Here is a 12397-nt window from a genome sequence, read left to right as displayed (position 1 = left end):
GACCGCCCCGGCACTGCACCGGGGCAGCGGCGGCCAGGCGCTATCATCCCGGTCCCGCGTCGCCCGGCGCCTGACGAGATATCGCGATGACCGCATCCATCGACCTGGCCGTGATCGGCGGTACCGGGCTGTACGCGCTGGCCGAGCTGCAGGATGTCGAGGCGCACCAACCGGTGACGCGCTACGGCGGCCTGTCCGGTCCGGTGCGGATCGGCACCCTGGACGGCCGCCGCGTCGCATTCCTGGCGCGCCACGGCGAGGGCCACTCGCTGCCGCCGCACCGCATCAACTACCGCGCCAATCTCGCCGCGCTGCAGGCGCTGGGTGCCTCGCGCGTGCTCGCGCTCAATACCGTGGGCGGCATCACCGAACGATTCGGACCGCGCGTGCTGGCCTGCCCCGACCAATTGATCGATTACACCTGGGGCCGGGTGTCGACCTACTGCGAGGAAGAGGGCAGCGAGGTACTGCACGTCGATTTCGGCGATCCGTACACGCCGGCGCTGCGGCGGGCGGTCGTCGCTGCGGCCGGGCGCGCGGGCGTGGCGCTGGTCGATGGCGGCTGCTATGGGGCCACCCAGGGCCCGCGGCTGGAAACCCGCGCCGAGATCGCGCGCCTGCGCCGCGACGGCTGCGACCTGGTCGGCATGACCGGCATGCCCGAGGCGGGTCTGGCGCGTGAGCTCGGTCTGGACTATGCGTGCCTGGCCATCGTCGCCAACTGGGCGGCCGGCGCCGGCCCCGAGGTCGACGAGGTCATCACCTTCGAGGACGTGCTGGCCAACGTCGCTGCGGCCTCGTCCGGCATTCCGGCCCTGTTGCGGGCGTTGCTCGCGTCTTGATTGCCACGGCGGTTGCATGCTTTGCATACTCGACCCGCCGGCCGCCCCTTGCAGGCAGGCCGGTATCACGTATCCAGACGAGGTCAGACGTTCATGCAATACGGCACAGTGAAGTGGTTCAACGATGCGAAGGGATTCGGGTTCATTGCGCCCGAGGACGGCAGTGCGGACGTGTTCGTCCATTTCTCGGCGATCAACTCGAGCGGCTTCCGCTCGCTGCAGGAGGGGCAGCGGGTGAGCTACGAGGTGACGCAGGGACCGAAGGGGGCGCAGGCCTTGGGTGTGGCGCCGGTCGCCTGACTGCGCTCGCACGCAGTCACAGAAAAGCCCCGCGCCAGCGGGGCTTTTCCTTGTAGAGGCTGCGCAATGCAGGCTGGTGAGGCCATGGGCATCGATCAACGTGCGCCGATGCCGTTGAGCAACAGGTCGATCATGTGGGGCGTGCGCGATTTCGATGACGCGTCCTGCTCTGCGGCAAGCGATATCGCGGTCGCCACATACACCAGATCATCGAAGCTGACATCGCGGCGGATCGTACCGGCGTCCTGCGCACGGCGGAGCAAGCGCTGTCCTTCTGCGGTCATGGCATCGCAGCCGGGCGTGCCGCCTTTCTGGAGCACCGTTCCCAGCGAGGCCGCCAGGTCGCGGTAGAGGTTGGTGTCCGCGACCAGGTCCTCGAGATACGCGCGCAACGCGCTGTTGGGATCGAGCGCTGCACTGCGTGCATGGCTCGACTCGGCCAGGGACACGAAGCGCGCGCTACACGCGGCTGCCAGCAGGGCTTCGCGTGTCGGGAAGCGGCGATACAGCGTGCCGATGCCGACGCCGGCGCGTTTGGCCACGTCTTCCAGCGAAGCGCCGGCCCCTTTCTCCAGAAAAACGGCTTCGGCCGCGGCGAGGATGCGTTCGCGGTTGCGTTGCGCGTCTGCGCGCAGCGGGGAGGGATCGGTCATTTTTCTCGTCTCGCCACTTGCCAAGTGGAGGATACCTCCATATCTTAATCGGAGGAATCCTCCACTTACGGCAAGGGCCGAAGACATGAACAAGCGATTCGAGAACAAGGTGGTCGTCATCACCGGAGGCAGCGATGGCATCGGTCTGGTCACGGCCCGGCACTTCGCCGCGGAAGGTGCGCAGGTGTACATCACGGGGCGCCGCCAGCCGCTGCTCGACGAGGCGGTGACGGCCATCGGCCACGGCGCCATTGGCGTGCAGGGGGATGTCGCCAGTTCCGCCGATCTGGACCGGCTCTATGCCCGGATCCAGCACGACCATGGCAAGGTCGATGTCGTCTTCGCCAATGCGGGCATTCACGAGAGCATGCCGCTCGAGACGATCGACGAGGCGCATGTCGATCGCATGCTCGGCGTCAATCTCAAAGGTCTGATCTTCACCGTGCAGAAGGCGTTGCCGCTGATGGCGGCGGGCGGCGCGGTCGTGCTGATGGGCTCGTCAGCCGGCAGCAAGGGCATTCCCGACCAGTCGCTCTACAACGCCAGCAAGGCGGCGGTCCGCTCGCTGGCGCGCAGTTGGACGGTCGATCTGAAAGAACGGGGCATTCGCGTCAACACCATCGCACCCGGCGGCACCGAGACACGTCTGATCCGTGGCTTCCTGGATGCCCAACCGGGATTCGAGGACACGTTGGTTCAGGCGGTGCCGCTCGGACGGTTGGGGCAACCCGATGAGATCGCACGTGCCGTTCTGTTCCTGGCATCGACCGAGAGCAGCTACGTCGCAGGTGCCGAGTTGCTGGTGGATGGGGGCTACGTCGCCGTCTGACGCCATCAAGCCGCGCGGTGTGGTCGCGAAGCAGTCCGGCGCGGCGACTGTCGCGCTGGGGGTCAGCAGCGCGACGGGCGCTCGCTCATCGTGGACCGTCGCAGTCGGTCCAGTGCGCCCCTCTGGGGGTGTGGCCGATGCCTGGGTTGAAACTGTTGGTCGGGTCGAGCGCGCGATAGAACGCGGCCAGCGCCGGCTTGGCGGGGTAGAGATGGCCGACATTGTGTTCGGCCGGGTACTCGGCGCCGCGTGCGTCGAGCAGGGCCCACATCGCATGCTCGATCGCCAGCGGGTCGTGGCCGGCCTTGACGATGTAGTCCTGGTGGAAGACATGGCACAGGAAGTGCCCGTAGTACAGCCGGGTGGCGAGTACGGACGCGATCGCGGGCGGCAGCGTCTCGACCCAGTCGCGATCGTTGCGGCGCAGTGCGATGTCGAGCGCGACGATGTCGGCGACCTGGCGCCGATGCACCTCGCGGTAGCGGACCGCCGCGCCAGCGATCGCGAAGCGATGCAGGAAGGCCTTGCGGCCCTCGTCGGCGGTACAGCGGAACCAGCTGCCCGATGTACCGGCGGCGAAATGGCGATCCAGGAACGCCTCGGTCGCGGCCGTCTGCGTGGTGCCGACCTTGAGCAGCAGATGGTGCGCATAGCGGTCGCGGAAGTCGCGCAGCCGGCGCGGCAGGTGGTCGGGCAGCAGCGAGACCAGCGCCTGCAGCGCCCGGTCGCTGGCGCCGCGCAGGCCGATACGCTCGAGCACGCCGTCGACCCGGCTCTTGAGCGCGAACGCCGCCGGAACCTTGTCGGTGCCGAAGCGGTCGATCAGCAGGAACACGTCCTTGCCGTACTGCGCGCCGATGTCGAATGCATCGCGGTGCACGTACTCGCCGGCGATCGGCAGGTCGCCCGGCATGCTCAGCAGGTGACGGCGGATCGCGGTGAGGTCGTCAGGGTCGTTGCTGCCGATGTAGAACACGGTCGCCGGCTCGCGCGGGAAGGTGTCGAGCCGCACCGCGAACACCGCCAGCCGGCCGGCGGAGCCGGAGGCCTCGTGCAGTCGTGCGGGATCGGCGTTATAGCGTGCCGGTGTGGGCGCATCGACGTCGCGTACGTCGTGCGCGTAGCGCCGGTCGGAGGCGACGCGGTCCGGCGGGTCGTGGACGTCGCAGGTCCGATAGTTGCCGGCCTCCAGTCGCGCGAGCATCGTTTCGGGGTCGTCGCCCAGCTCGATGCCCAGATGGTTGACCAGCCGCAGCCTGCCGTCGGCGTCGCGCTGCGCAAACAGCGCCAGTTCGGTGTAGGCCGGACCGCGGCGCACCAGCGCGCCGCCGGAGTTGTTGCACACACCGCCGAGCACCGAGGCGCCGATACACGACGAGCCGATCACCGAATGCGGCTCGCGGTCGAGCGGTGCGAGCGCCTGCTCCAACCGGTCGAGCGTCGCGCCGGGCAGGCAGACCACCTGGCGACCGCCGTCCAGCAATTGGATGCCCACCAGCCGCAGCGTGTTGACCAGCACGATGCCGCGGTCGTAGTCATCGCCGTCGGGCGTCGAGCCGCCAGTCAGGCCGGTATTGGCCGCCTGCATGAGCACGATCGCGCCAGCGTCGAAGACTGCCTGCAGCACGTGCCACAGGTCCACCAGGCTGCCCGGGCGAACGACCGCGAGCACCGGTCCGTCGCCGAAGCGGTAGCCCTTGCGATAGCGCCGCGTCGCTCGCGCGCCGGTCAGTACGTGACCATGGCCGACGATGCCGCGCAGCCGGTCGAGCAGGGCCGGCACGTCGGCATGTGCGCTCATCTTGGCGGTGCCGCCAGCGTGTCGGGGCCGATGGCCGCGATGTCGCGCGTGCCGGTCAGCGTCATCGCCACGCGCATCTCCTGCTGCAGCAGGTCGAGCAGGTGCGCCACCCCGGCCTGGCCGGCCGCGGCCAGCGCGTAGACGAACGCGCGGCCCAGCAACACCGCATTGGCGCCCAGTGCCAGCATCCGCACGATGTCCAGCCCGCTGCGCACGCCCGAATCGGCGAGGATCTTCAGCGACCCGCCGACCGCGTCGGCAATCGCCGGCAGTGCATGCGCGGTCGACAGCACGCCGTCGAGCTGGCGTCCGCCGTGGTTGGAGACGACGATGCCATCGGCACCGAAGCGGACCGCGTCGCGCGCATCGTCGGGGTCGAGGATGCCCTTGATGACCATCGGCCCGCGCCAGAACGCGCGGATCCACTCCAGGTCCTTCCACGAGATCGACGGGTCGAAGTTCGCGCCCAGCCAGCCGATGTAGTCGGACAGTCCGGTCGCGGCGCCGCGGTAGGCGGAGATGTTGCCCAGGTCGTGCGGCCGCCCACGCAGGCCGACGTCCCAGGCCCAGCGTGGATGGGTAGCGGCCTGCCACAGACGGCGCAGCGCCGCGTTGGGGCCACTCATGCCCGAGTGCGCGTCGCGGTAGCGCGCGCCGGGCGTGGGCATGTCGACCGTGAATACCAGCGTGGTGCAACCGGCGGCCTGTGCGCGTTCGAGCGCGGCGCGCATGAAGCCGCGGTCGCGCAGCACGTACAACTGGAACCACATCGGCCGGTCGATCGCCGGTGCGACTTCCTCGATCGCACACACCGACACCGTCGACAGCGTGAACGGGATGCCGCGCGAGGCCGCCGCGCGTGCGGCCTGGACCTCGCCGCGGCGTGCGTACATGCCGCTCAGTCCGACCGGCGCGAGCGCCGCGGGGAACGCCAGCCGCTCGCCGAACAGTTCGGTCGACAGGTCCAGCTCGGCGACGTCGCGCAGCACGCGCTGGCGCAGCGCGATGCCTTCCAGATCAGCAACGTTGCGGCGCAGGGTCTGTTCGGCATAGGCGCCGCCGTCGATGTAGTGGAACAGGAACGGTGGCAGCCGTCGCTGGGCGGCGGCGCGGTAGTCGGTCGAGGCGGCGATGATCATGACGGCAGCCTTCAGGCGTGCGAGGGGGGCAGGCGCGAGGCGCGGGCGCGGCGTGCCTCGTTCTCGTCGAGTTCGCGCAGCGAGGTGTGCACGAAGGCCAGATGGGTGTGTGCGGCGGCGCGGGCGCCTTCGGGGTCGCCAGACAGCACGGCGTCGCGCATCGCCCGGTGCTGCAGCAACAGCGGCTCGAACGTGCGCGCCGAGACATAGAGCGTTTCCCGGCTCTGCGAAATGTTGGTCTGCAGCAACTCGAACATCCCGCGCATGACCTGCAGCAGCACCAGATTGTGCGAGGCCTCGGCGATCGACAGATGGAACGCGGCATCGGCGCGCGCTTCGCCGGCCGGATCGTGGCGACCATGCAGCGCCGCCATCGCGTCGAAGGCATCGGCGATTCGTGCGCGGTCGTCGTCGGTCGCGCGCAGCGCGGCATGCCAGGAGGCCATGCCCTCCAGCCCGTGCCGGATCTCGAGCACGTCGTAGCGGTACTCCGGATCGCTGCGGAACACGCCGAGGAACGGCTGCAGCGGTGCGATGCGCGGCGATGCGTCGGCGCCGTGCGTGCACAAATAGGTGCCGCCGCCCTGGCGCGCATACAGCACGCCCTGGCTGGCCAGGCGGGCGATCGCCTCGCGCAAGACGGTCCGCGACACGCCCAGTTCGAGCGCGAGTGCGCGTTCGGCCGGCAGGCGGTCGCCAGGACGCAACTGGCGCGCGTCGATCAGCGCCAGCACGCGGTCTGCAACCTGGTCGGACAAACGCAAGCGACGCGCGCCAATGGTGTCTGGGCGGGTGGCGGGAGGGGGAATGCGCATTCGGGACTCGTCCATGTCAGGTCGCCTGCAGCGGATGACGATGCCGGGCATCGTCGCGGTGGGTTGCGATCAACCGTGAGGGTTCGCCCATCTGCGTTGAGCACGCACCATAAATTGGTGCGACCAATCAACGGAAAATAGACGGATCGCAGGCGAGAGTCTAACGATTCTTGCGCATTCATCGTCAACAGGACCGAGTCGCGGTCAATTGGTCACACCAATGGTGCGTCGATGCTCGGAGCGAATGCACGGCGATCGCGACGCAGACAGGGCTGTCGGCAGGCGCCGTGGCCTGACATGCGACGGGGCCGCCACGCGCGGACCTGCCGCGCTAACAGTGTCAGCCCGCGCCGGCGATGTGCGCACGCAGCCACTGGTGCGCCGGGTCGCGATGGACGCGTTCGGGCCAGAGCATCAGCAGGTCGAAGCCGGGAATGTCGATCGGCGGGGCGACCACCCGCAGCGCCGGGTTCGCCTGGACCAGGCGTGACGGCAGCATCGCCACCAGGTCGGTGCTCTCCAGCAATGCCGGCATCGCCAGGAACTGCGGCACCGACAGCACGACGCGACGGGCCATGCCGCGCGCGGCGAGCGCGCGGTCGGTCGCACCCTCGAAGCCGCCGCCATCCGGCGAGACGATCGCATGGTCGAGCTTGCAGAACTGCGCCAGCGTGGGGCGACGCTTCAACCCGGGATGGCCGGCGCGCCCGACCAGCACGTAGCGCTCGGTGAACATGCGGCGCCAGCGCAGCGTGGGCGGCGCCTCGGTATCGGTCAGGAAGGCGAGGTCGATCTCATCCTGCGCCGCACTGGTGGCCATCTGTCCCGGCGGCCGTTGCACGACCGCCAGGCGCATGCCGGGCGCGGCGGCCCGCAGTGTGGCCAGCGCCGGGCCGAGCACCGTCAGCACGCCGTAGTCGAAGGCAGCGACGCGCCAGGTCTGGCGGGCAAGGGCAGGCGTGAAGGGTGGGGCGGGTGCGACCGCCTGCGCCAGCGCCGCCAGCGCCTGCCGCAGCGGTTCGCGCAGCGCGTCGGCACGTGCGGTCGGGCGCATGCCCCGCGGTCCTGGCAACAGCAACGGATCGTCAAAGAAGTCCCGCAACCGTGCGAGCTGCGCGCTGATGGTCGGCTGCGCCAGATGCAGCCGCTGCGCCGCGCGGGTTACGTTGTGCTCGACCAGCAACGCGTCGAGCGTGCGCAGCAGGTTGAGGTCGAGGCCTTGCAAGGTATTGCGCATGACGATACCTGGAATGGCGAGAATCCATTTCAACTATAGGGGGTCGCTGGCTACCTTGCGCGCAGTCCTCCTGTGAGCTGCGCCGATGCACGTCCTGCTGGTCCATGCCCATCCCGAACCGACTTCGATGACCCGTCGCCTGGTCGATATCTCGGCCGAATGTCTGTCCGCGCAAGGCCACACGGTGACGCACTCCGATCTGTATGCGGCCAACTGGAAGGCGGTGTTCGATGCCGACGACTTTCCCGATCGCGTCGATCCCGAGCGCTTGTCGTTCGTGGCCGAATCGCGCCATGCCTTTGCCAACGACCACCAGACGCCCGATGTGGTGGCCGAGCAACGCAAGCTGATGGCGGCCGATGCGGTGATCCTGCATTTCCCGCTGTGGTGGTTCGGCATGCCCGCGATCATGAAGGGCTGGATCGACCGGGTCTGGGCCTACGGGCTGGCCTACGGCTATCGTGACGCCGGCAACGCCTACCGCTACGGAGACGGTGGGTTTGCGGGCAAGCGAGCATTGCTCGCGGTGTCGGTCGGCGGCCCCGAGATCGACTACTCGCCCCGGGGCATCAACGGCCCGCTGGAGCAGTTGCTGTTTCCGATCACCCACGGCGCCCTGTTCTTTCCGGGCATGCAGGTGCTGCCCACGTTCGCGGTCTACGGCGCGGGTACTCTCGATGCGGCGGGCCTGGCGTCGGCGTCGCAGGCATGGCGGTTGCGGCTGGCCGGGTTGTTCGAGCAGGCGCCGATCGCGTTCCGCGCGCAGAACGGCGGCGACTATCCCGACCGCCACGTGCTGGCCGCCGAGGTCGCGCCCGGCCGCAGCGGGCTGATGGCGCATATCGCCGATGCGGCGATCGCGGATATGGACGCCGAGGTGGGGCACTGATCTGCGGCGCGCTGCGCTCGACCCGGTTGCGCAGCGCACACGCCCGCCTTGAGCTCAGTGCGATCGCCCGATGAACGGCGTGCAGTGGAGGAAGTCGCCGGATTCGAGGCAATCGATCACGAAACCGGCGACCTCGTCCCGGGTGACCGAGCGCAGTTGCAGCGACGGCGGCACGGACAGCGCGACCTGCCAGTCGCCGCGTCCGCGGCGCGCGGTGAACGGCGCGGGCCGCACCAGCGTCCAGTCCAGCCCCGACGCCTGGATCAACGCCTCCTGGCGCTCCTTGTCGGCATAGCGGTGGCGGGTGACGAGCGGAAAGATGAGGCGGTTGTACAGCCAGCCGCCGTGTCCGCGTGTCTCGCCCGTGCCCACGCCGGTGATCGCGACCAGGCGCCGCACGCCAGTGGCGTGCATCGCCGCGATCGCGGCACGCGTCGCGTCGGAGAACACGGTGGTCGGCCCCGGGCTGCCGACACCCAGGCTCATCACCACCGCGTCGTGCGCGGCCATGCGCTCGGCCAGGAAGCCGGTGTCGTCGGGCCGGCCGACGGCGATGTCGATGCCCGGCGTGGCGGTGAGCCGATCCGCCGATCGCGTCTGTGCGGTGACACGGTGGCCGCGTGCCACCGCCTGCGCGACCAGCCGCGTGCCCACGCCGCCCGACGCGCCGATGACGAATATGCGCATTGCTGTCCCTGCGAAGATGGTGCCGGCCGACAGTCTCGCCGATGCCGGGGCGATGCGGCCAGGTCGCGGGCGGTATGGATGCGCCCGCCCGCGACCGGTGTTGCCTCAGCGCGCGGGCGGCTGCCAGCGCAGCGCCAGTCCGTACTCGCGTCCGGGCTGGCGATACCACGCCACCGTCTCGTAGTCCTTGTCGAGCAGGTTGGTCGCCCGCGCCTCGAGCGTCCAGGCCGGTGCGAATGCCCACGCTGCGCGCAGGTCGAGCGTGCCGTAGCCGCCAACGCGGAGGGTGTTGGCGGGATTGTCGTAGCGACTGCCGGCGCCGCGCAGCGTGGTGCCGATGCGCAGATCGCCGAAGCTGCGGTCGATGTCGAGTCGGCCGCTGTTGCGCGCGCGTCGGGCGAGCAGGTTGTCGCGGTCATCGCCCTCGCTGCGGTCGCGCGGGTCGACGTGACTCAGTTCGGTCGACAGATCCCAGCCGGCGAGGGTGGTCGCGAACGTCAGTTCGGCGCCACGGATGCGGGCCTCGTCGATGTTGCTGCCGCGACCGACATAGTCCGGCGGCGGATAGACGAACACGATCAGATCGTCGATGCGGCTTTCGAAGACATCGAACGACCAGCGCCACTGGGCTGCGTGCTGCGAGAGCCCCAAGTTCACGCTCTTGGCGCGTTCCGGCTTCAGGTCCGGACTCTCGGAGCCAGGGTAGTACAGGTCGTTGAAGGTCGGGGCCTTGAAGCCGGTGCCAGCGCTGGCGGTGAGGCGGAGGCCATGGGCCAGGTCCATGCCCCAGCCCAGACTGCCGGTGCCGTGACCGCCGAACTGCTCGTTGTCGTCGTGGCGCAGGCTCGCCTGCAGGCGATGCGCCCCGAAGCGGCCGCGGTACTCGACGAATGTCGCGTAGTTGTCGCGCGCCGTCACCGCGTAGCGGGTGGCGCTGTCGACCTCGTCGGCCTGCCAGTCGAAGCCCAGGCTCAGGCCCTGGGTCGGCGCCAGGCCGAAGTCGGCCTGCACCGAGGCGGTGTCGCGGCGGGTGTCGATGCGGCCCACATCGCTGCGCGTGCCGGTGTCGGCATCGCGGAAGTAGGTGCTCGACTTGTCGTAGGCGCGGCCCGCCTGCGCGGTCAGGCGCACGATGTCCGAAGGCGCATAGGTCAGCGTCCCGCCCGCCACCTGCTGCACGGTGTCGGCCTCGTTGCCCCCGAAGAGGCTGCCGTCGAACTGGTTGAATGCGTCGGCATGCAGCGCGTGGCCTTCCAGGCGCAGCGCGTCGGTCAGCTGGACGCCAGCGCGCAGGTTCAACGAACGGTTGCGATAGCCGTCGCGGTCGGGCTCGTCGACGAAGCAGCCCTGGAACAACGCGGCCGAGCCGCGGCAGGCGTCGATGCCATCGGTGCGCTGGAACGCCGCATCGACGCCGAACCAGCCCCGGCCGCTGCGGCCGCCGATGCCGGCGCTGGCTTCGCGCAAGCCGTGGCTGCCGGCGCCGATCCGTGCGTGCGGCGAGACTGCGCCGTCGTGGCGGCGGGTGAAGATCTGGATGACGCCGCCGATCGCTTCCGAGCCATACAGGCTCGAACGCGGGCCGCGCACGATCTCCACGCGCTCGATCTGGTCGACCGGCAGGTCCTGGATCGCCGGCATGCCGGCAGTCGCGCTGCCGATACGCACGCCATCGACCAGCACCAGCACGTGGTCGGATTCGGCGCCGCGCAGGAAGATCGAGGTCAGTTTGCCGGGGCCGCCGCTGTTGCCGATCTGGAGACCGGCGCGGCCGCGCAGCAGTTCCGGCAGGTCGCGCGCCTGGCTGCGCTCGATGGCCTCGCGGTCGATGATCTGTGCCGGCACGAGGGTGTCGGCCAGCGCGGTCTGGGTCCGGTTGGCGGTGACGAGCACGGTGTCGAGTTCGCTGGGGGCGGCGAGCGCCGACGGGGCGAGCAGGGCGGTGGCGATCGCCACGGTCAGGGTGCGGAACGGCATTGCGGTCTCCTTGCGCGCGCGCATCGAGCGCGCGGCGGGCGGGCTGGCGAAGATCGCGGGAACGGGCGCGCACAGACCGCCGTCCAGGCGCACAGGCGCCCGGAACGTCGTCGCAATGCCCGCCGCATCGCAATCAGGTGGAACTTCGAGGCCGGTCTCCGGACTTGCGTGTGGGCGTTCCAAGCCCGGGCGTCGCGCCTTCCCGTGCACAGGCACAGTGGCGAGAAGCGACGCTTGCACACGCTTACCGTTGCGGGGGCAGTGCCGGAATGGGGTCGCCTCGCAGCGCCCGTCACCGGCTTCCCGTTTCAACCCGGGCAGGCCGGGTCACCGCGAAGCAGGCGCGATTGTACGCCAGCGTTTCGCCGGCTCAGCGCTCGGTGTCGTCCGGCATCGCATCGTCGCGATCGGCGGTGTCATGCACGATCGTGGTGACCGGGCCGGCCGCGGTCCGCGCGCGCGGATCGGGCAGTTGCGCGGTGGCCGCTTCGGCGGCCTCGGCCAGTTGCAGACGACGCGCCTCGGGGACCTCCTGCCAGTGGCAGTCCAATAGCGCGCCCTCGATCGAGTACAGCAGGTTGAGGCTGGGCCGAAAGCCCGCCCGTCGCACGCGCACGAAGGCCTCGACCGCGCCCGCGGCCTCCAGATCCTCGCGCGTGCGCAGCCCGACCTGCCGCAGCCATGCTGCCGACCTCGGTCCGAGGTTGCGCAGCTTCGGCGCGCTCAACGCGCGTGCTCGACGTAGAGCTGCGCGAGCGCCTCGAGCCCGGCCTGGTCGTCGGCGTCGAACCGAGCCGGCAGTGGACTGTCGAGATCGAAGACGCCGATCAGGCGGTCGCCGTCGACCAGCGGCACGACGACTTCCGATCGCGACGCGGCATCGCAGGCGATGTGGCCCGGAAAGGCATGCACGTCGTCGATGCGCTGGGTCTGCCGGGTGCGCGCCGCGGCGCCACACACGCCCTTGTCGAGCGGAATGCGCACACAGGCCGGCAGGCCCTGGAACGGCCCGACGACCAGTTCGGTCCCGTCGTAGAAATAGAAGCCGACCCAGTTGAGGTCGGGCAGGGCGTGGTAGACCAGTGCCGAGAGGTTCGCGGCATTGGCGATGGGATCGGATTCGCCGTGCAGCAGGGCGCGGGCCTGCGCCGCGAGCGCGGCATACTGGTCGGCCTTGCTGCCGCTCAGAGGTGTGGAAGTGAACATGTCGCGCAGTGTAGCAGCGGGG

General features: G+C 69.8%; 13 protein-coding genes and 1 riboswitch. Of the genes, 4 read left to right on the top strand and 9 right to left on the bottom strand.

The genetic code is table 11. The features are described from left to right. Positions 1-86 precede the first annotated feature (86 nt). Both FHW73_RS08715 and FHW73_RS08710 read left to right on the top strand, forming a co-directional pair. A complete protein-coding gene (locus tag FHW73_RS08715) occupies positions 87-842 on the top strand; it encodes an S-methyl-5'-thioinosine phosphorylase (RefSeq protein ID WP_183426325.1) in 756 nt (251 codons plus the stop codon). Positions 843-935: 93 nt separating this feature from the next. Beyond that, positions 936-1142: a cold-shock protein gene (locus FHW73_RS08710; RefSeq protein WP_183426324.1), complete on the top strand. Its 207-nt coding sequence runs from the start codon at positions 936-938 to the stop codon at positions 1140-1142. A gap of 95 nt (positions 1143-1237) precedes the next feature. Here FHW73_RS08710 and FHW73_RS08705 read toward each other — a convergent pair whose 3' ends face one another. Next, positions 1238-1795 (bottom strand): TetR/AcrR family transcriptional regulator, encoded by a 558-nt coding sequence (locus FHW73_RS08705; protein ID WP_183426531.1) that lies wholly within the window; start codon positions 1793-1795, stop codon positions 1238-1240. Between the two features lie 85 nt (positions 1796-1880). Here FHW73_RS08705 and FHW73_RS08700 point away from each other — a divergent pair, with 85 nt between their 5' ends. Next, on the top strand, positions 1881-2624 hold the full coding sequence (locus FHW73_RS08700; protein ID WP_183426323.1) for a glucose 1-dehydrogenase: 744 nt from the start codon (positions 1881-1883) through the stop codon (positions 2622-2624). Between the two features lie 85 nt (positions 2625-2709). On the opposite strand, the gene dld is transcribed toward FHW73_RS08700, so the two are convergent. The 4 genes from dld to FHW73_RS08680 all read right to left on the bottom strand — a co-directional run bounded on the left by dld (position 2710) and on the right by FHW73_RS08680 (position 7616). Beyond that, complete coding sequence (gene dld, locus FHW73_RS08695; RefSeq protein ID WP_183426322.1) at positions 2710-4425, bottom strand: D-lactate dehydrogenase; 1716 nt, start codon at positions 4423-4425, stop codon at positions 2710-2712. Further along, positions 4422-5564 (bottom strand): FMN-dependent L-lactate dehydrogenase LldD, encoded by a 1143-nt coding sequence (gene lldD / locus FHW73_RS08690; RefSeq protein ID WP_183426321.1) that lies wholly within the window; start codon positions 5562-5564, stop codon positions 4422-4424. The genes dld and lldD overlap by 4 nt, the downstream gene beginning before the upstream one ends. An 11-nt stretch (positions 5565-5575) precedes the next feature. Next, positions 5576-6328 (bottom strand): transcriptional regulator LldR, encoded by a 753-nt coding sequence (lldR, locus tag FHW73_RS08685; RefSeq protein ID WP_255492867.1) that lies wholly within the window; start codon positions 6326-6328, stop codon positions 5576-5578. 391 nt (positions 6329-6719) lie between these two features. Next, the gene (locus FHW73_RS08680) at positions 6720-7616 is read right to left on the bottom strand and encodes a LysR family transcriptional regulator (protein WP_183426319.1); all 897 of its coding nucleotides are present in this window, start codon (positions 7614-7616) and stop codon (positions 6720-6722) included. Positions 7617-7701: 85 nt separating this feature from the next. Here FHW73_RS08680 and FHW73_RS08675 point away from each other — a divergent pair, with 85 nt between their 5' ends. Then, positions 7702-8505, top strand: a complete 804-nt coding sequence (locus FHW73_RS08675; protein WP_183426318.1) for an NAD(P)H-dependent oxidoreductase — start codon at positions 7702-7704, stop codon at positions 8503-8505. 54 nt (positions 8506-8559) lie between these two features. Here FHW73_RS08675 and FHW73_RS08670 read toward each other — a convergent pair whose 3' ends face one another. From FHW73_RS08670 to FHW73_RS08655, 4 genes are all read right to left on the bottom strand, one after another. Beyond that, positions 8560-9192, bottom strand: coding sequence for an NAD(P)H-binding protein (locus FHW73_RS08670; protein ID WP_183426317.1), 633 nt, complete (start codon positions 9190-9192; stop codon positions 8560-8562). A gap of 105 nt (positions 9193-9297) precedes the next feature. After that, positions 9298-11169: a TonB-dependent vitamin B12 receptor gene (btuB, locus tag FHW73_RS08665; RefSeq protein WP_183426316.1), complete on the bottom strand. Its 1872-nt coding sequence runs from the start codon at positions 11167-11169 to the stop codon at positions 9298-9300. 131 nt (positions 11170-11300) lie between these two features. Beyond that, a riboswitch (cobalamin riboswitch) is annotated at positions 11301-11519 on the bottom strand. 20 nt (positions 11520-11539) lie between these two features. Further along, positions 11540-11896 carry a TfoX/Sxy family protein gene (locus tag FHW73_RS08660; protein ID WP_183426315.1) on the bottom strand — a complete coding sequence of 119 codons (357 nt, stop codon included), beginning with the start codon at positions 11894-11896 and terminating at the stop codon, positions 11540-11542. Then, positions 11893-12375, bottom strand: a complete 483-nt coding sequence (locus tag FHW73_RS08655) for a GAF domain-containing protein (RefSeq protein ID WP_183426314.1) — start codon at positions 12373-12375, stop codon at positions 11893-11895. The genes FHW73_RS08660 and FHW73_RS08655 overlap by 4 nt, the downstream gene beginning before the upstream one ends. Positions 12376-12397 lie beyond the last annotated feature (22 nt).

This window comes from Luteimonas sp. RC10 (assembly GCF_014192745.1).
GTDB lineage: Bacteria > Pseudomonadota > Gammaproteobacteria > Xanthomonadales > Xanthomonadaceae > Luteimonas.
This window is presented reverse-complemented; position numbering and strand designations above follow the sequence as displayed.